Below are 19708 nucleotides of genomic sequence, written 5' to 3' on the forward strand. Positions count from 1 at the left end.
AGGAAATCAATTTATTGATTTTCGGCTGATAACACAAAGCGGGAAAAACTACGCTTTTATCCCGCTTTGTCAACAACCTCAAGCGGCTATATGCCGCTTTTAGTCGGGTAATCATGACCTCTTTATGCTGTTTTATTCGCCTTTTTATCTACGACAATTAACACCGGCGGTAAGGTAAATGAGAATTCACTCCCCTTGCCTAACTGACTGGTTATCACTAACTGGCTGTTATGATGCTGCAAAGCATGCTTAACGATAGCAAGACCTAACCCCGTCCCCCCACCAGTTTGGCGAGACCTCGCTTTATCAACACGATAAAAACGTTCCGTTAAGCGAGGAATATGCTCTGCGGGGATCCCTGCACCATTATCTGTCACACTAAAGCGCGCGCCATTATGTGTTTTTTGCCAACCTACACGAATTGTCGTCCCTTCCGGTGTGTGCATAATGGCATTATAGACAAGGTTCGCTACCGCACTACGTAATTGCTCTTCATTACCATAAACACGTAACTTTTCATCCACTGAAAATACCAATTGCTGCCGACCTTGGCTTAAACTTATCGCCTCCTGCTCTATCATTTTTAAAATGACCGGAATATTCACTTGTTCATCTAAATTGATATGAGGCGCGACTTCAATACGAGATAATTGCAGTAATTGTTTCACTAAATTATCCATCCGATGTGCTTGCTCTTGCATCACCATCAAGGCTTTTTTATTTGCCGGAGAAGTATTTTCTTGGTCTTCCAATACTTCAAGATACCCTTGAATGACTGTCAACGGTGTCCGTAGCTCATGACTAACGTTCGCAAAGAAATCTCTACGCGATTTTTCTAAGCGACGCTTTTCAGTGACATCACGAGCCACCATTAGGAGCTGGTCTTCGCTATAAGGCAAGATACGAAATTCGACAATAGCGCCACTGTTTAACTCTATCGTTAACGCTTGCTCATAATTTTGTAACGTGAAATACCGACTAAAGTCAGGATAGCGCAATAAATTAAAAATAGGTTGCCCGCTATCTTCCGGCCAACGAAAACCTAATAGGTGCTGGGCATGCCGATTACACCAAAAAATGTTACCTTCAAGAGTCATCATCACAACCGCATCCGGTAAAGACTCTGCCCCACTGCGAAAGCGTTTAATCAATTGGCCTAATTCACGACGGCGTTTACGGTTTCGTTGTTGAAGTTGGTAGATGCCATAAAATATGGGTTCCCACCCCCCTTTGCCATCAGGTGGAAGCATACTGCGATCAAGCCATAACCAATATGAAAGCTTCATCAGGTTATAGCTATGCCAAATTAAGGCCGCCGCCAATGAAATCACTAAAAGCCATGCTAGATGGCCGATAAAAATAGACAATATTAAGGCTGGTAAGATAAATAAAAACAGCCCCCAAACTAGCTGCTTCCATGATAAGCGTTCAAGCAAACTGGAATCTCCTGTTATTTCTCAGTAGCGCACTGAAAAGCGGTAGCCAGTGCCACGAACCGTTTGAACCATTTTATCATGTCCTTCCGTCTCTAATGCTTTTCTGAGACGACGAATATGAACATCAACCGTTCTATCTTCAACATACACATTCGCCCCCCACACATAATTAAGTAACTGTTCACGGCTATATACGCGTTCGGGGTGAGTCATAAAGAAATGCAATAATTTATATTCCGTTGGCCCCATATCAATAGGCACATCGTTACTGCTAACGCGGTGAGACGTTGGGTCGAGTGTTAACCCATTCATTTCAATAATATCTTCAGTCGCCATTGGCGAAATACGGCGTAAAATGGCTTTTACTCGCGCGACTAACTCTTTAGGCGAAAAAGGCTTGATTAGATAGTCATCTGCACCAACTTCCAATCCCTTTACGCGATCTTCTTCTTCTCCCCTTGCTGTTAGCATCATCACAGGAACATCGCGAGTATCACTGTCACGTTTCATGTGCTTAATCACTTGAATACCGGATCCGCCTGGGATCATCCAATCCAATAGAACTAGGTCAGGTAATGGGTCAACCAACTGCGCAATCGCGGAATCATAATCATCAGCTTCAATAGACTGAAAACCATTCTGCTCCAGTACAAAACAAACCATTTCTCGGATGGGCGCTTCATCTTCAACAACTAGAATGCGTCTTGCCATGATTAATCCTGTAAATAAGAAGAGATTATTAAAAGTGAAACCATTATGCGTCACTTTTATGACAGAATTATGAATCCTGTCATCCAATGACACGACTCTTTTCTATATTAGTGGTAAATTGTCATTTTAGTGAAATAAACTTGTCATACATAATGCCGTGAATGGATTTATCTTCATACGGCATCATCATCTACTGGGCAATATGCCTAACATCTCTTCCCACTCAATTCGCTATTTGTTCTGATATTGCCATTAACGACCTCTAATAAGGTATACTCATCATCGCAACTCTATCAAGCAGCAGGAATCAGCCCTTATGCGTATCATTCATACCTCCGACTGGCACCTTGGCCAATATTTTTTCACCAAAAACCGAGCTGTTGAGCATCAACACTTTTTAACTTGGCTGATTGAGCAAGTTAAACAATACCAAGTGAATGCCGTGATCGTTGCCGGAGATATTTTTGACACAGGCTCCCCGCCTAGCTATGCGAGAGAACTTTACAACCAATTCGTTGTGTCACTCCAACAAACTGGCTGCCAGCTAGTCATACTGAGTGGTAATCATGATTCCGTTTCGGTCTTAAACGAAACCAGCTCGTTGCTTGCGTATTTAAATACCCAGGTTGTCACCTCTGGCAGCCATCCACAGGTGATCACCTTAAAAAATGCACAAGGCCAACCTGGGGCACTACTTTGTGCCATTCCTTTTCTACGACCAAGAGATATTCAATTGAGCGTGGCAGGACAAAGCAGCGAAGAAAAACAGCTATCACTACAGACCGCGATTAGCGAGTATTACCAAAATAGCTATCAACTAGCAGTACAACAACGGGCATCACTCGGATTAGATATCCCTATTATTGCCACTGGCCACCTAACGGTTGTCGGCGCCGAAGTGTCCGATTCTGTGCGCGATATCTATATTGGTAGCTTGGATGCATTCCCTTCCGGCGCATTTCCTCCTGCTGATTACATCGCATTAGGGCATATTCACCGCCCACAAACGATTGGGGGACAGCAACATATCCGTTACTCTGGCTCTCCTATTGCTCTAAGTTTTGATGAGGCTCAGCAACAAAAAAGTGTCTGTATGGTGGAGTTTGACGGCCATCAAATCTCACAAATTTGTCAGCTCCCTATTCCTCTATTTCAGCCACTACAAACATTAAAAGGCTCACTTGCTGACATTGAAAAGCAATTAAAGACATTAAAACATACGCCTGACACCCCACCTATTTGGTTAGATATTGAAGTCGCATCGCAAGACTATCTTGCGGATATCCAACAACGTATAGAGGTCTTAGTCAAGGATTTACCTGTTGAGGTGGTTTTATTACGCCGTGCGCGTAAACAACAAGGTCAGTCTGTGACGATAGCCAATGAAACCTTAAATGAGCTCACTGTAGAAGAGGTTTTTTTACGTCGTTTAGCAGAGGAAGCGTTGGACGATAAAGAGAAGGAACAACGCCTATTATTACTCTTTAGGCAATCCTGCGAAGCACTACGCGCTGAATTAGAGGGAGACGCATGAAAATCTTGAGCTTACGTTTAAAAAATATTAACTCCCTTAAAGGCGAATGGAAAATAGACTTTACCCAAGAACCGTTTGCTAGTCAGGGACTGTTTGCGATTACTGGCCCAACAGGAGCAGGCAAAACAACATTGCTGGATGCTATTTGTTTGGCGCTCTACCATCAAACGCCTCGCTTGAGCACTTTATCTGCCAGCCAAAACGAACTCATGACACGTCATACTGGTGACTGCTTGGCTGAGGTTGAATTTGAAGTAAAAGGTATTGCTTATCGCGCATTTTGGAGTCAACGCCGAGCGGGTAATAAACCTGAAGGTAAGCTGCAATCTCCAAAAGCGGAGTTAGCAACTAGCGATGACGGTAAAATTATTGCTGAGAAAATCAGTGAGGTAAGAGAAAAAATCATTCAGGTGACAGGACTCGATTTTGAACGTTTTACCAAATCGATCTTATTATCACAGGGTGATTTTGCCGCCTTCTTAAATGCTAGCGAAAAAGAACGCGCTGACTTATTAGAAGAGATCACAGGAACCGAGATTTATAGCCAAGTATCCAGCTATATCTACCGTCAGCATAAGCAAGTTAAACATGATTTAGAGCTGTTAAAAACTCGCGCACAAAGCATTCATTTACTTACCGAGAGTGAACATCAAGCATTCGTCGCCCAGCAAACGCATTTGGCTAGCCAAGAAAGCCAGCTAAATGATACACGCGCCCAATATCAACAGGCCTTATATTGGCAGCAACGTCGGCAACAATTGGCGGCGCGTTTGAGCCAATTACAATATGAAAAACAACAGGCAGAACAAGCCTACAACGATGCACAGCCTAAACTAAAAAAACTGGCAAACAACTTACCAGCAGAGAGTATGCGACCGCTATGGCTAGATTTAGAGCGCCAACAACAATCCCTGAATGAACTCACTGAAAAACAGCGCCAGCTTTTACAGCATATCGAACATCAACACCAACAACTCACCCCGTTGCAAATGCAGCTCACGCAGGCACAAGATAAAGACAAGCAACATCAAGCTTACGTGCAGCAACAAACCTTGTTGATCGATAGTCAAGTTCGCCCTCTGGACAATGAGATCGCTCATTTACATCAGCAGATTAGGGAAGTTTCAGAGCAACAAGCACAAGATCAAGCTGAATATCGTTCAAAACAGGCCTTAATTTCCGATGCCCAACAGCAGGCTAAACTGGCAAATACAGAACAACAACACATTCAGCATTACCTAGAACAAAATGCACAAGATGCCCGCATTCTGCAACAAATTGGATTATGGCGCCAACAAGGCCACTCTATTGATGAGTTAAATCAACGCGTACTGGCATTAAAACAAAAACATCAAGCTTTAACGCAAGAGCAGTTAACCTTGTCCGCCGAGCAACAGCAGCAAGTTGAGCAAAATACGCAAACTCAACAACAGCTCGAACAAGAGACGATGACCTATCAAGCAGTTGAAGCACACTATTTAGCGTGGCAGAACAAACACGATGTTGAGCAGCTTAATCACGCAATAGAACAGCTGCGAACAAGATTGCAACATGCCCAACTATTGCCTTTATTATTATCGCAATGGCAGGAACAACAGAAACAATTAAAGCAAAAACAAAGTCAACAAGATGAAATTACTCAGTCTATCTCTCAAGCTGAACAACAAATTCAACTCACTGAAACACAAATTAATCATCTTCAGCCACATTTAGCAGACTTGACTGCACGGTTACGCTTAGAACAAAAAATCGTCAGTTTGGAAAAGGAACGGCAGCAATTACTCTCGGGCGAGCCTTGTCCTTTGTGCGGGTCGACTGAGCATCCTTCGATTGAACAGTATCAAGCCATTGCGCCGACGCAAACGGAACAGCGATTAGCTGAGCTAACCAAGCAATTGGAAGAGTTAAAGCAAACGCAGATGGCCCAGCATTCACTGAAACAACAAGAAATCCAGCGTCAAGCTGAGAACCAAAGATCACAACAACAATTAATTGCCCAAGAAGGCAACTTACACCAGCAATGGGTAACCGCTTGCCAACAAGCCTTAGCGCCTCAATTAGAGATGACAGATGTTGTTGTTGAACAATTCATTGCTGAGCTTCAGCAACAACTCGCCATACAACAACAATTGTTGCAGGATTTCGCTGCCCTTGAACGCAAATATCAACAACTAAAATATCAATTACATGAAAAACAGTCTTTAAATAAACAACAGCAATCGACACTTGCCTTGGTTATCGAACGTATTAAGCACTTACATCAACTTATCGATGAAACACAAACCGAGCTGAACATACAGCAGCAACGTCAACATGAGCAAAAGCAGCAATTACACATTGCACTGGCTGACTTTGATCTGCCCATCAACGAAAGTTTTGATAACCGTTTTGCTGTATTAGAACAGCGAGGCCAACGGTATGAACAACAAAGGCAAGCAGCTCAAGAGATAGCAAAGAAAATTGCCGTCAATGCAGCAACCTTACAAGCGCAAATGGCACAACAGGCTGATTTAAATAAACGACTAGAGAGCACCTGCCAGCAGCTACAACAATTAAAATTAACGCTACAACAAAAGCAAGCTATGCGCCAACAATTATTAGATGGGCAGCCCATTACAGCGTTTGTCGCCCAACTTCAGGCACAGCAAGACAAACTGACTCAACATAAGCAACAGCTCACAGAGCAAATCAGCCACTGTGAAAAAGCGATTGCATCGCTCAAAGGTAGCCAAACTGAAATTGAAGGCGCAATCACTAAAAATCAGCCTCTATTAGCCAACGCTCAACAGGCTTTCGATACTGCGCTCTCCATGAGTCCATTCGCGACACAACAAGAATTCTTAGGCGCCTTATTATCTTCTGATGAAAAACTTCAACTTGAACAGTTACAACAGAAGCTAGAGCAGTCACGACTACAGGCGCAAACACGCTATACAGAAGGTGAACTAACGTTATCAGAACATTTAAATCAGAAACCTGAAACATTTACCGAGGCCAGCCCAGAAAAATGGCAACAAGAGATAGCCAAACTTGATGAAGAGATCAAAAACCTCAATAAACAACAAGGGCAAATTTTCAGTCAGCTTGAGGCTGATAGACAACAACGTCATCAACAACGAGGTTTGCTGCAAGAAATTGCAGACAGCCAATCTCGCTACGATGATTGGGGCTATCTAACCGAACTTATTGGTTCCGCTGACGGTGATAAGTTCCGTCGTTACGCTCAAGGGCTCACCTTCGACTGTCTCATTTCACTGGCTAATTTACGACTCGATAAACTGCATGGCCGCTATTTGCTAAAGCGCAATCATAATGCTGATCTTGAGTTACAAGTCATTGATGGTTGGCAAGCTGATACTGTGAGAGATATTAAAACGCTTTCAGGTGGGGAAAGCTTCCTTGTCAGCCTAGCGCTCGCACTCGCGCTCTCTGATATGGTGAGTAGCAAAACACAACTCGAATCGCTATTTCTGGATGAAGGCTTTGGTACTCTCGATCCAGAAACGTTAGATATTGCGTTAGATGCATTAGAAAGTCTCAATGCCTCTGGAAAAACAATTGGGGTGATCAGCCATGTCGAAGCGATGAAAGAGCGGATCCCAGTTCAAATCACCGTGAAGAAAACCAATGGGTTTGGCTTTAGTGAATTACCGAGTCAATTTAGAGTTAACTGATCGCACAGCTGTAGTGCGCAACATCACTATCTCAGCAGAGGCCAATAGCCTCTGCTGCCGTTACGTTTAAATCGCCTCTAATGCCTGTGATAATGCTTCTTTTAAGTCATTCACATTTTCAATACCGACAGATAAGCGTACTAAATTACTCTCAATACCAATGGAGCGACGAACAGATTCCGCAATACCTGAATGTGTCGTTGAAGCAGGATGGCATGCTAACGACTCCGTGCCACCTAAACTCACCGCTAATTTAAATAACGCAAGGTGGTTCAGAAAGTTAAACGCATCTTCCTCATTATCCCCAACATTGATAGAAAACGTTGAACCGGCTCCCGAACATTGCGCCGAGTAAACTTGATACTCCGCACTTTCCTCGGCCAGAAACGCAGGGTAATGCACCTTTTTTACTTTTGGATGCTGGTGTAAAAAAGTAGCAAGTTGCTGAGCATTGTCATTGGCTTTTTCCATTCTTAATTGCAACGTTTCTAATGAACGTCCTATCATCCAACTTGAATGAGGGTCAAGTTGAGTGCCAATTGCATTGCGTTGTGCTCGCACTTTATCAAGTAATTCACGGCGTCCAACGACGCCCCCCGCGACCAAATCCGAATGCCCGCCGACATATTTAGTGAGTGAATACACACTTAAATCGGCACCCAGCGCTAAAGGCTTCTGAAATATAGGTCCCAATAACGTGTTATCACAGATCAGTAGCGGTTTTTCACTTTGTCGTGTTTGAGCAATTTCTTGCGCTATCTCACTAAGTAAGTGAATACCAACTAACGTATTTAATGGATTAGACGGCGTTTCGATATAAATCGCCGCAATCCTTTTTTCAGGATCGATACCGTTAATCACCTCTCGAATAGACTTCGCATCGCACCCATTTTGGAATGCCACTGGCGTTATCCCAAATCGAGCTAGCGTATTCAAAAATAAGGTTTCTGTGCCACCATACAGGGGCTGAGAATGTAATAACACATCGCCTGGTTTGAGAAATGCCAGTAAACACGTTGTAATTGCAGACATGCCTGACGAAAAGAGCGCAGCGCTTTCAGCACCTTCATATAAGGCAAGCCTATCTTCAACAATCTCACTATTAGGATGATTGAAGCGTGAATAGACTAGCCCCTGTTTTTGGTTATCGGGTGTAGGTGTGCGCCCACTAACCATATTGAAAAAGTCTTTTCCTTCCTGAGCTGTTTTAAATACAAAAGTTGAGGTTAGAAAAACAGGAGGTTTAATGGCCCCTTCGGATAGTTCAGGATCATATCCATAACTCATCATCAATGTTTCTGGTGACAGTGTGTGTCCATTTAATTCTTTTTTATAATAGCGACTTGACATCGTTGTACTCCAATAAGATCAATCTACAGCTTTATACTGAGTACATCATAAGATATTGCTATTTTTAACAATTTGCTCGTATTCTTCCGGATAAAACTGACGTGTGACCGATAAATGTGAGCGTAATCGCCCTTTAATTGCATTTTTTCCTAGATTGGTAAACATTGGATTCAAGGGATCACTCTCTGGCCCCAATGCTTGTTGAGCAAGATAATGGGGTAATGGCAATAATGGTACTTCATCGGCAAAAACACTTGGCGTGATGAAATAAGCAATCGAATAACGTGAAACACTATTCTTTTGCCTAACAACTTGATGCACGTTTGCGCGTAAATAACCGTTGGTTGCCAATTCAAACACTTCTCCAATGTTGACAACGAAAGCATTTTCTAACGGAGCAACATCGACCCAACCATTATCTGTTTCGACTTGTAATCCCCCAATATTATCTTGCCATAATAATGTGAGTATTCCCGCATCCTTATGCGCTCCAACTCCTTGCCCACCTTCATTTTGGTCATCCCGTGCCGGATAATGAATCAACTTTAATAAATGTTGAGTAGGCTCGGCAATAATCTGATCAAAACTATTCTCAGGTAATTCCAATGCCACAAGAAACGCTCTGATTAATTTCACGGCAATGTCTCTCATGGCTGATTGCCACGCTAACGCCGCTGTTTTCAATTCAGGTAGTGTTTCAGGCCATTGGTTAGGGCCTTGTAAATTCCACCAAATAGGGTCCTGCTCTGTGAGTGCTAATGCTGGCAGTTCTTCCCCAATATCAATTTGTTCCCGATAATCAGGTTGGTTTCGGGTATTCTCCTGCGTTGAGGCCGTATAGCCACGAAAATGCCTTGAGTGGCTCATGTTTATCTTGTCTTTTTCTGTTTTCGGTAAGGCAAAAAACCGTTTCATATTAACAAGCAAATCCTCTCGTTGTTCGACTGGAATAGCGTGGCCAACAAGATAAAAAAAGCCTATTTCACGAGCGATAAAACGTAGCTTTTGATAAAAATGTTTTTGTGTTGCCGGATTATCTAACTCACGAAGATCGATAATGGGTAATTGATATGATGACATAATAATTCCTATTAATATTTAATTATCATAATAGTGGTTTTTTCATCCACACTGATATAAATAAATACCATATATAAAAAAGACTAAAAATAACTTAAAAACATATCGATATAACCTATCTTAATTAATTTTATATAACTAAAAGTTGTTTATTTTTATAAAATGTTATTTCAAAAACACTTATTTATTCTGATTAGATAAAGAAATAAATAACGAATAGGGTAAAAAAATGAAAAAGCTCGCTGTATTGTTGTTAACATTTTCTGTTGCCATCATGAGTGCTTGTTCAGATGAAAATAAAACGACAGAAACTGATAAAACGAATTCACAAGAAAAGCAAAAAATCATTATTGGTAGCCATGGAAGCGATGCTGATATTTGGCAATTTATCGCACAATCTCAGGCTGCTAAAGATGCGGGATTAGATATCGATGTTAAGATTATAGATGATGGTGTCACACTGAATATAGCGACTATTGATGGCGATGTTGATGTTAATGCCTTTCAATCTTGGGGATTTTTAAAAGATTTCAATCAAAATCACCACCATCAACTCGCGGCGATTACAACTACTTACTTTGAACCTATGGCCATTTATTCCTCGAAATATAAAACGCTAGAAGAGATACCTAATAAAGCATTAGTTGCAATTCCCAATGATACTGCAAATCATGCTAGAGCATTATTATTGTTGCAAAAATCTCAACTTATTACATTAAAACCAGACTTTAACCAAGCCACAGGGTCAGTTAATGATATTGTTGAAAATCCTAAACAACTCGAATTTAAACAAATTAAGTATGCTCATGGTCCACGAGCATTACCTGATGTCGATATTGCTGTTATTGGAAATACCGCTGCACAAGAAGGTGGCTTAAATGCACTTAAAGATTCATTATTTAGAGAACAAAATGATGGTAGTATTAACAATATGATCAATGTACTCGTCGTTAAAACAGAAAATAAAGATAACCCAGCCTTTAATAAACTAGCTGAACTTTATCATACCGACGCGGTTAAAAATTATATTCAGGACAATTTTGGTGGCACAAAAATACAAATTGTTCAGCCTTTATCTACTCTCAAATAAAAAATGTCAGGTATAACGATAGATTACATATGGTTATACCTATTCCTGACGGCATAAACCTCTTTCAATTTCACTCACCGAACATTCAAAGCACTCTCCAAAATAGGGTTTCAAACCAAAGCAACAAAACATATCATATTGATTTAAAACATCATTAATCCAGCATACACTAGAGCGAAAAATTTGAACCTTATCGTTAATTTTTTTTTCTATGATTTTTTCGCCACAACGCTATAGTAATACTCAACTAACGAATAACGGCTTCTGAAACGTTTAATATAATGCCGTGCGCTAACAAATAGCTAGGAGACTCAAATGTCAAATGCATTTATCGAAATGATTAAAAACCGCCGTACTATTTACAACCTCGGCGATGCATTACCTGTTTCTGAGGAACACGTTACAAAATTAATTAAAGAAGCAGTGAAACATTCACCTTCTTCTTTTAACTCTCAAACATCACGTGTCGTCATTTTATTTGGTGCAGAGCATAAAAAATTGTGGAATCTCACCAAAGAAATCTTGCGTACAATTGTTCCTGAAAAAGCTTTCGCGGCAACAGAACAAAAAATAGACAGTTTCGCTGCGGGTGCTGGCTCTATTTTATTCTTTGAAGATATGGATGTCGTTAAAAGCCTGCAAGAGCAGTTCCCACTCTACGCTGACAACTTCCCTATTTGGTCTGAACAAGCAAGTGGTATTGCGCAATTTGCGGTCTGGACGGCATTAGCACAAGAAAATGTCGGTGCATCACTACAGCACTATAACCCATTAATTGATAACCAAGTTCAAAAAGAATGGGGAACACCGGATAGCTGGGTATTACGTGCTCAAATGGTATTTGGTTCAATCAATGCCCCAGCAGGTGATAAAGACTTTATGGATGATGAAGAACGCTTCAAAATCTTCAAGTAATTCATTATAAAACGATAATAAAAAATGCCCCTATTTGTTATAAATAGGGGCTAATCACCTTCTACATTAAATCGCTACAACTTTGCAATGCCAACCAACACCAAGGGATTCAAAAATGATAAAATTTGGGCGGTTTCTATTTAATACTCAAAATGTTGTCATCAATAACTTTTATCACTGAATATTTACGCCCAAATATAAAAGCAAAAACCGCCCACCAAGCCTCGTCAAACCCACTAAATACGGGATACATACAGATTAAAAATCCAATTAAGATTCATTTTACGAATTTTTATATATCACTCCCGCCTGCCTATCTCGGTTAGAAATCACTCAAAAACAAAATATGCTAAAGAAAATCGATGTTTCTTTAGTACATGTCATATTTTTTACTCGTAACTGAACTAAACTTAGAGATGAGAATTCGTAACGCGCTATCCGTGTTATTAAAGTAGCGCTAGTTCCAACTAGGGGGTAGATGCTAATGAAACGTTTATCTTTAATTGTTACTGTTACTGCTGTACTCATTTCTAGTTTCACTTTCTCTCATGCCGCAACAAACAAAATAGGTGGAGGCACGATTACCTTTGTGGGTTATGTCTATGAACCGCTCTGTGAAGTCACCGTGTCAAATAGTGAGCAAATTAACCTAGAATGTTATCGCAATGGTAAAAACTTGACTAAAACTAGTTCACTCAAGAACGCCAAACAACTTAGCTCTGATTATGTCAAAGTGGAATATAACCAATTTAACAATAAACCGACCCTCAATATTACTTATGATTAACGTAGTATTTTTTTGAAAGAGTTAGCGATAGTTGGCTAACTCTTTCAACTCTATTGACGACATTATTTTATCGTTATCATTCATCATCTTAACTAATTAGTATTTAACATTATCGTCATTTTGCTATTCGCTCTACCGGGTGTAATTGGAACGCCACCGTAGGGAACAAAGCGAGCTAAAAAATTCAGTTGAACTTCATGCGTTGCAGCCCCTGTCGTTGGAATTGGCACGCGAGTCCAATTATTAGTCGCCGGAATTTGCCCTCCTACAACACCTAAATTTAGTAAATTATTACGAACCCCTGAAGACGTTAAGATTTCAATGGCTATGCCAGTTGCTGTTGAACCTAAATTAGGATCTAATAACAAATAGTTCGTTTCATTCTTTACTCTATTTTCTTCCCCAGGTGCAAATCCATAGCTAATTCTTGCGCCTCTTTGGCATTTTAATGTAAATGAAAATGGCACAGGAATAGAAGGAATATCAGCAGCAGAATGCCTTCCTAAATTCACCGTCGATTGTACGGCACTCAAGCCACATGTTGATACGACTCGAGCCTCAACAGGCCTCATACGAATAGGTAAATAACTCCCAGCGCTAGGAAACCCAGCATTCCCTTGAGCGGCATTGATACCCGGCCCAGAAAAGCCTATTGCGCCGCGATCAAATCCTGCAATTGATGTATATGAGTTCGAGTTGGCAGCAGCAGTCGAACGGGCTTGTTCCAAGGTCACGCCTGAAAAATGTTTCATTTTGATATTTATTTTATTGCTATTGACAGGATCGACTTCATAACCTATTTTTCGTCTACTCACCCTATTATCATACTGATTATCAACCGATTTATTCATTCCTAAAAACATTTGAAAGCTTAATTCAGGTGCCCTTACGGCCCAATATTTAATACCATTAGCAATAAACAGATAGTTGCCATTATCAATAGCTCCACTAGGCAAGTAATACATTTCAAATATATTATCTGCATCCGTTATATCACATTGAAACACGATGGTTTCTAATGTTTTTCCCATTAAAGAGGCCATATTGGCATTGGAAAATGACTCAATATAAAGTTGCGTCCCTGCTGGTTGAAATTCCAATCCATAAATATATAAATCCACTTTAGAACCAAGAATAATGGGTCCACCTGAGATACCACCATTCATTCTTACACAAGCGGCATTCGCCAGCCCCGTAAAAAATAATAATGTAATACCTATTAATAAAAATATACGTTTAAGCCCCATCACAATCCCTCCCTAATGCTATAAGTTTAAATACATAAATAAAGCCAAAATAAAAGTGTGTTCATCAGTAAAAGAAAAATTTTAATTTTGATTCAGCATAAAAGTCGCTTTACTTCTTACAATACCCGGTGTTATTTCTTCACTACCATGTTTTACAATACGGGCTGAAAAATTGACATCCACAGTCGATGTTGAAGTACCCGAAGGAGGAATGGGTAATGGCTTCCAATTATTATTATTTGAAATTTGCCCACCATTTGCGGATAAACTCAATAAAGGGACTCTATTCGTGTTTGCATCTAAAATTTCAATAGCAACACCTTTCGCTGTTGAACCAATATTCGGATCAAGCAGTAATACATCGGTAATATTTTGATTTATATTTTCCATACCGGGAGCAAAACCATATCGAATATTTGCAGCGCCGGTATCACATTTTACTGTCACAGAGAAATTGACAGGGGTTGAAGGAAGCGAATTTCCAGCGTGGCTCCCTAAATTCACATTTGACGTATTTCTTTCTACGGTACACGAATTAACCGCTGTTGTGCTGGCTGCATTTTGTCCAATATTAAAAAATGATCCCGGCGTATGTGGAGCGCCATTCCCTCCATTCGATACCATGGTATCATTGATTCCTGGCCCTTTAAAAAAGACAAAGGCTCTTGATTCATTTGGGATCGTAGCATCAAATCCATTAGCAGTGATGGGCACTTTAGAACGAATTTGATGGTTGGTCACACCCGAAAAATGTTTTGCTTTAACAAGAATAAAATTTGGGTTTGCTGGGTCAACATCATAACCGATTCTTTTTGACCAATTAGGTTGGTTAGGGAATGCCGTCGTCGCGCTAATTCCATTCCCTAAAAAAAACTCATAATCGACCCCTGAAGTTGCAGTATAAGTATTATTGGCGTAAACAACTGATATTAGCCAATAAGGAATACCATTAATATTTTGCGCAGGTGTTAAATTCGAATAATATGCTCTAAACATATAATAACCTTCGAATATCCTAGTCGCATCAGCGGCCGCACAACGAAATAGAACTTGCTCAGGACTCAAGCCATGCGTTGCTGCCATTTGTGCCGCTGATATATAACTTGTTGCTAACGTTGTTCCTGCTGGTTGAAACTGTAAACCATAAATAGAAACTGGATCTGATGTTCCAACATGTATCGCAGGATTTGGTCTAATATAAGTCTCCATCGTACAAATTGCATTAGCAACAAAAGGAGTAGACATTAAACTTGAAAGCAACGCAACTTTATATTTACGGTTAATATTCATGTTAACCTCAATAGAAATAACAAATGGATTCTGAAATAGAATTATTATCCGAGATACGATAATCAAATTTACAACGTTGATTACTATCTTCACCCCATTTAACAAAAACAGTGCCTTGTTCAGATTGAGAATTAAAATGAACTAAACCGCCTTGTCCAACTAAACCAATTTTATTGTTATTTTCATCATAAATATCAGCGCCAAAGGGTACTGCGTTTTTATCTTGCAATGTAATTCGATAAGTAATGTTATTACCTTTCTTCGTATCAAATTTCACGAGAACAGCAGATCCGGCATAAGGAGCAACTTTGATTAAGTTATTATCAAGATCAATATCCGTACTCATATTTTCAGTATTAAGATAAAGTGTGTTGTATTGATAAGGGACTAATGAAGGGACTACTGCTTGCCCATTACCATTAATCACAATATTACTCCATGAAGATACTGCCGCACCTTCCGCTTCATCAGCTTCTACAATAGCAAAAGTATCACTTAAATAACGAGACGGAATAACCCCGCCCTCATATACAACGAGTGCACCACTCGCGCCCATTGAGAGGGATTTAAAATCATGTCCTTGAGAATAACCGGCATTAACCGATGCAGAAGAAAAATCCTTTTGAATATTGCCTGAAAAACTACTATTTGAGTTACCAACATTGCTTGCTGTAGCATTCCACGAAATAGAATTATCTTCACCAAAAGAACTACTAATCGTGGTGTTATTTGCCCAACGATTATCTGAGTCTGAACGAGTGATTGAACTACTCAATAACGTATTCTGTTCTGGATACCAAAGTGAGAATGGCACTGACACGTTAAACATGTAGTTATTATCACCACCCTCTTCATTATTTCGGTACATTTTGATATAGGTAAAGCTATAGCCAATACCTTTAAAGTTATTCATATAACCGGCTTGCAATTGCTTAGTATCAGGCAAATCATCACGCCAAGTTTGCAAAGAGCCGCTGATATACATCGTTCCATAATCAGCTAAATTCTGATTAACCGTTAATATATATTGAGAACGCCTTGGATTAATCGTGCCACCGCTATATAAATAGCTATCACGATAAGAACTCGCTTCATATAAACTTAAATAGTTTTGTGACTCATAGCGATAACCTGCTAAAGCGATATTTGTGCCTGTCGCATTAATGTCTTTATTCCATGTTATACGTGCACGTGCGCCATTATAGGTATGATTATTATCTAATTCAGCTTTTGAGCTTGCCATATCAAAACTAAAGGCACCAATTTGAGTATTAACAGCAAAACCCAATAATCCAGATTGGTATTTATTGCTGTACTGTACTCCAGCAAATGGCGTGAAAATATTACTCAAACCATATTTCAGGGTAGACTGAACAAAAATATCAGAAGAAGTATTATCGCCGCGTAATTTACCACTCACAATACTGTAGTCGATTTGCCCAGGTCTTAATAATCCAGGTACCGTAGAGAACGGAACAATAAATGTAGAAACACTGCCATTAGCCTCTGTAACTTCAACCGTTAAATCGCCGCCATAACCCGTTGCATAGAGATCATTGATCGTAAATTCACCCGGAGAAACATTTGTTTCGTATATCACAAAACCATTTTGAATAACTCTAACTCTAGCGTTACTATTCGCCACCCCTCTGACGGTTGGCGCAAAACCTTGCATTGACTGTGGGCGCATTCGATTGTCAGTCGCTAATTCAGCGCCTGTGTATGAAAAGCTATCGAATAAGCTTCCATCTGTAAATGATTGGCCAATAGTTAATTCGCTTTCTATTTGTGGGATTGCTCGTTGAACATAAGTTCTAATGCTTTCGTGTTGAAATTTATCATCTTGATTGTATTGCAAGTTAGATTGATGGCGAATTCTAAACAAACCTAGATTAAGCCCTGCTGATATATTTCCATAAGCAGAATGTTCATCTTCCCCATGACTACGACTACTATATCCATTCAGGTTATAGTTCATAAAGAAAGCAGGGATACCTTCATTCAAAGCACTGATAGGCACAAAGCCGCGCGCAGAATGCTCCACCATGACTTGAGGAATTAAAATATCTAAGCGTAGGACTTCTTGCTTTAAATTAACTTGGACATCTTTTGACAACGCATTTAAATCTTCACATGCACCAGCAGTGGTTATTAAACCTAAATATTCAGGTTTTATATTAAAGCTATCAATATCTTCTTTGGTTAAACAGGGAACTACTCGTCCTTTGCTATTTTCATAAAATCTAACTTCTTTATTATAAATAAACTCGTTATTTAAATACACATCAACAAACCAGTCTCCAGGTGTGATCTGGTCTTCTGATAATTTACCTATTGATATATCTTTAGCATTACCAATTAAGAAACCTTCATTATAAGAATATTTCTTTTCACTTTGGTTTTCTTCTACCGCTAATGCAACCCTACCATACCCTAAGGATAAGTATACCATTATAAAAATTAATTTTATTTTCATAGCAATACCATTTATTATAAATTAGACTCGTAGGAATCTAAGCCACCATAATCATTAATGACTGAGTAGCTAATTTTTTTGCATTCATAAACTCATTGGGTATTGCCACACCATTTCCACGATTAAGATAAATATCAGAGAATGGCGCAACCATATTACCTTCTAAATTTAGCTTTCTATTCCCATCAGATAAAGTGACAGTTTGGAATGTAATAAACCATGGAGAATTATTCTTTATCAATAACTCATTACCTTTTGATGTTTTCTTTAATGAGAAAGAAAGTTTTTCATTTATCTGTGCTGGTACTTTAACATCTGTAGGTCGATAAAATAATTTAATTCTAGACCTAATTGCAATTTGCATTGTGTTTTTATTTAGTGAAGTTGTCTCTTCATTTTCTGGAGGAACTTCCAACACATTGAGGTAAAAAATAGATTCTCTATCTTTAGGTAATGTGCCTCCCAAATAAGTTAATCTTAAATTTTGACCTGCACCTGGAGACATTTTAAATATTGGTGGAGTAATTGAAAATGGTGTTTTAATATTTTCAGGTAACTCATTAGGATCTCCAGTATCTAACCAAACTTGTACTAAAGCAGGCCATTTATTATCATTGACCAACTGTACTGTTTTACTTTTCGCTTTTTCATTATATATAACCCTCGTTCCATTGATAATAACGCTGGCATAAAGTGATGTTGATACAATGAATAATGAAATAAATAAAATTAATTTATTTATTATAGGCAGCCTAGTTATCATAATGACCTAATCCTACTTAAAATTGTAATAATTTAATTTTTTATTGATCTGTCAGAGGAATAATTTCCTCTGACAGAATTAACTTCTTATGGATAAGTCAATGTATAGTTAACTTGTGCTGTTACCGCACCTGGCGCGGTTACAACATCTTTCGCATAGTAAAATGCTTGGTATGCCAGTGTTGCAGCACCATTAACAATTGGCTGGTTACCAACTGGCGCACCATTTACTTTCGCTAAGTTACCTGCTTGGTCAGCTAGACCAATCTGTACGTTAGCGGGTGCAACGGTAGGAATAAGATTACCTGTTACAGCATCGCCAGAACTTAGGCTTTCGAAGTTAGCAGCAACATCAACACCACTAACGCTACAGTTAGCTAAGTCGATAGTGAATGAGGTGTTTCCTGCTGTCGCACCTGCTGCATTCAATGCTGTTGTTGATACAGTTGGCAGCGTTACAGTGAAGTCACCACCATTACCTGTTGTCACATCACAGGTTGTAGATGTAATTTCACCGTTGAACGTAATAGTACCATCCGCAGCTAATGCTGATGCTGAAATTGACGATGCAATGAATAAAACTAAAAGTGATTTTTTCATATTTAACCTTTGTAAGATAAAACAATTCCAATCCTTGATTATTAAAAATAAGGATGACTAACTACACATATAGGGCTAAATCCATTTAGAACTACATTCCAAAAAATTAGATAATTAAAGTGTTCGCAATAAATATATTCTTATCGTAAATTGTTTTGTCGTAATCAGATAATAAAACTACGATATCCACATTAAATGCATTAGCAAATTTTGCTAATGATTCAACATCTATTCTATTTATTCCGCGTTCAAATCGTGAAATTTGTTGTTGGCTTATTCCAGTTATTTTACCAAGCGTTTCACCGCTCCAACCATTTTGTAATCTTAACGATTTAATTCGTTGTCCAACAGACAATGAATATTTGTATTTTTCAATTTCCATGTAAGAGTACCTCTGAATTTAGAATTTATTATTCATGCTTTGATTCAGATCAGTGCTTGACTAATATATTACGCATTCATAGTTTAAAAACAAATAACATCACTCACTAAAGAGTAGGTGGATTTTTGCGAGTAATATATTTTATTAACCCCACTCTAAAATAAACAACCACAATAAAAACATAATGTTAACCTTTGCAAACAATCCAGAATTAACATCTAAACACTCAGTTTTAAATACCAACTAAAGGTTTATAATTCCGATTTAAATTGAAAAAACGACATTTTTATCATAAAACATCAATTTTATACTTTAATATATATCATCTTAATTACATTTTTAGATTATCCTCATCACTATCTTACTTCAAATAC

Annotated in this window: 15 protein-coding genes; 5 read left to right on the forward strand and 10 right to left on the reverse strand. The window is 39.1% G+C overall.

All coding sequences use genetic code 11. The features are described from left to right. Positions 1-122: 122 nt before the first annotated feature. Positions 123-1436 carry a phosphate regulon sensor histidine kinase PhoR gene (gene phoR, locus O7C57_RS16775; protein WP_154624269.1) on the reverse strand — a complete coding sequence of 438 codons (1314 nt, stop codon included), beginning with the start codon at positions 1434-1436 and terminating at the stop codon, positions 123-125. 21 nt (positions 1437-1457) lie between these two features. Continuing rightward, positions 1458-2147, reverse strand: coding sequence for a phosphate regulon transcriptional regulator PhoB (gene phoB, locus O7C57_RS16780; RefSeq protein ID WP_154624270.1), 690 nt, complete (start codon positions 2145-2147; stop codon positions 1458-1460). 316 nt (positions 2148-2463) lie between these two features. Here phoB and sbcD point away from each other — a divergent pair, with 316 nt between their 5' ends. Both sbcD and O7C57_RS16790 read left to right on the forward strand, forming a co-directional pair. Beyond that, positions 2464-3681 (forward strand): exonuclease subunit SbcD, encoded by a 1218-nt coding sequence (sbcD, locus tag O7C57_RS16785; RefSeq protein ID WP_154624271.1) that lies wholly within the window; start codon positions 2464-2466, stop codon positions 3679-3681. Next, on the forward strand, positions 3678-7355 hold the full coding sequence (locus tag O7C57_RS16790) for an AAA family ATPase (protein ID WP_269723365.1): 3678 nt from the start codon (positions 3678-3680) through the stop codon (positions 7353-7355). The genes sbcD and O7C57_RS16790 overlap by 4 nt, the downstream gene beginning before the upstream one ends. 66 nt (positions 7356-7421) lie before the next feature. On the opposite strand, the gene O7C57_RS16795 is transcribed toward O7C57_RS16790, so the two are convergent. Further along, complete coding sequence (locus O7C57_RS16795; protein WP_247046998.1) at positions 7422-8705, reverse strand: cystathionine gamma-synthase family protein; 1284 nt, start codon at positions 8703-8705, stop codon at positions 7422-7424. A 45-nt stretch (positions 8706-8750) separates the two neighbouring features. Beyond that, positions 8751-9785, reverse strand: coding sequence for an isopenicillin N synthase family dioxygenase (locus tag O7C57_RS16800; RefSeq protein WP_269723366.1), 1035 nt, complete (start codon positions 9783-9785; stop codon positions 8751-8753). 229 nt (positions 9786-10014) lie between these two features. On the opposite strand from O7C57_RS16800, the gene O7C57_RS16805 reads away from it, so the two are divergent. The 3 genes from O7C57_RS16805 to O7C57_RS16815 all read left to right on the forward strand — a co-directional run bounded on the left by O7C57_RS16805 (position 10015) and on the right by O7C57_RS16815 (position 12577). Then, complete coding sequence (locus O7C57_RS16805; RefSeq protein ID WP_196713795.1) at positions 10015-10875, forward strand: MetQ/NlpA family ABC transporter substrate-binding protein; 861 nt, start codon at positions 10015-10017, stop codon at positions 10873-10875. Between the two features lie 315 nt (positions 10876-11190). Further along, the gene (locus O7C57_RS16810) at positions 11191-11790 is read left to right on the forward strand and encodes a nitroreductase family protein (RefSeq protein WP_154622320.1); all 600 of its coding nucleotides are present in this window, start codon (positions 11191-11193) and stop codon (positions 11788-11790) included. A 484-nt stretch (positions 11791-12274) separates the two neighbouring features. Next, complete coding sequence (locus tag O7C57_RS16815) at positions 12275-12577, forward strand: hypothetical protein (RefSeq protein WP_154622321.1); 303 nt, start codon at positions 12275-12277, stop codon at positions 12575-12577. Positions 12578-12669: 92 nt separating this feature from the next. Here the strand turns inward: O7C57_RS16815 and O7C57_RS16820 are convergent, their stop codons facing one another. From O7C57_RS16820 to O7C57_RS16845, 6 genes are all read right to left on the reverse strand, one after another. Continuing rightward, the gene (locus O7C57_RS16820; RefSeq protein WP_269724000.1) at positions 12670-13824 is read right to left on the reverse strand and encodes a fimbrial protein; all 1155 of its coding nucleotides are present in this window, start codon (positions 13822-13824) and stop codon (positions 12670-12672) included. An 81-nt stretch (positions 13825-13905) separates the two neighbouring features. Continuing rightward, positions 13906-15114, reverse strand: coding sequence for a fimbrial protein (locus O7C57_RS16825; RefSeq protein WP_269723367.1), 1209 nt, complete (start codon positions 15112-15114; stop codon positions 13906-13908). Positions 15115-15121: 7 nt separating this feature from the next. Then, the gene (locus tag O7C57_RS16830) at positions 15122-17590 is read right to left on the reverse strand and encodes a fimbria/pilus outer membrane usher protein (RefSeq protein WP_269723368.1); all 2469 of its coding nucleotides are present in this window, start codon (positions 17588-17590) and stop codon (positions 15122-15124) included. Positions 17591-17627: 37 nt separating this feature from the next. Further along, positions 17628-18353: a fimbrial biogenesis chaperone gene (locus tag O7C57_RS16835; protein ID WP_269723369.1), complete on the reverse strand. Its 726-nt coding sequence runs from the start codon at positions 18351-18353 to the stop codon at positions 17628-17630. Positions 18354-18439: 86 nt separating this feature from the next. Beyond that, on the reverse strand, positions 18440-18952 hold the full coding sequence (locus O7C57_RS16840; protein ID WP_154622576.1) for a fimbrial protein: 513 nt from the start codon (positions 18950-18952) through the stop codon (positions 18440-18442). Between the two features lie 106 nt (positions 18953-19058). Next, a complete protein-coding gene (locus O7C57_RS16845) occupies positions 19059-19334 on the reverse strand; it encodes a helix-turn-helix domain-containing protein (protein ID WP_154622577.1) in 276 nt (91 codons plus the stop codon). Between the last annotated feature and the right edge of the window lie 374 nt (positions 19335-19708).

The sequence above is a fragment of the Providencia sp. 21OH12SH02B-Prov genome (assembly GCF_027362595.1).
GTDB lineage: Bacteria > Pseudomonadota > Gammaproteobacteria > Enterobacterales > Enterobacteriaceae > Providencia > Providencia zhejiangensis.

Coding starts and splice junctions, on each gene's coding strand:
- phoB (WP_154624270.1), bottom strand. CDS start 2,147: ATGGCAAGACGCATTCTAGTTGTTGAAGATGAAGCGCCCATCCGAGAA.
- sbcD (WP_154624271.1), top strand. CDS start 2,464: ATGCGTATCATTCATACCTCCGACTGGCACCTTGGCCAATATTTTTTC.
- O7C57_RS16790 (WP_269723365.1), top strand. CDS start 3,678: ATGAAAATCTTGAGCTTACGTTTAAAAAATATTAACTCCCTTAAAGGC.
- O7C57_RS16795 (WP_247046998.1), bottom strand. CDS start 8,705: ATGTCAAGTCGCTATTATAAAAAAGAATTAAATGGACACACACTGTCA.
- O7C57_RS16800 (WP_269723366.1), bottom strand. CDS start 9,785: ATGTCATCATATCAATTACCCATTATCGATCTTCGTGAGTTAGATAAT.
- O7C57_RS16805 (WP_196713795.1), top strand. CDS start 10,015: ATGAAAAAGCTCGCTGTATTGTTGTTAACATTTTCTGTTGCCATCATG.
- O7C57_RS16810 (WP_154622320.1), top strand. CDS start 11,191: ATGTCAAATGCATTTATCGAAATGATTAAAAACCGCCGTACTATTTAC.
- O7C57_RS16815 (WP_154622321.1), top strand. CDS start 12,275: ATGAAACGTTTATCTTTAATTGTTACTGTTACTGCTGTACTCATTTCT.
- O7C57_RS16820 (WP_269724000.1), bottom strand. CDS start 13,824: ATGGGGCTTAAACGTATATTTTTATTAATAGGTATTACATTATTATTT.
- O7C57_RS16825 (WP_269723367.1), bottom strand. CDS start 15,114: ATGAATATTAACCGTAAATATAAAGTTGCGTTGCTTTCAAGTTTAATG.
- O7C57_RS16830 (WP_269723368.1), bottom strand. CDS start 17,590: ATGAAAATAAAATTAATTTTTATAATGGTATACTTATCCTTAGGGTAT.
- O7C57_RS16835 (WP_269723369.1), bottom strand. CDS start 18,353: ATGATAACTAGGCTGCCTATAATAAATAAATTAATTTTATTTATTTCA.
- O7C57_RS16840 (WP_154622576.1), bottom strand. CDS start 18,952: ATGAAAAAATCACTTTTAGTTTTATTCATTGCATCGTCAATTTCAGCA.
- O7C57_RS16845 (WP_154622577.1), bottom strand. CDS start 19,334: ATGGAAATTGAAAAATACAAATATTCATTGTCTGTTGGACAACGAATT.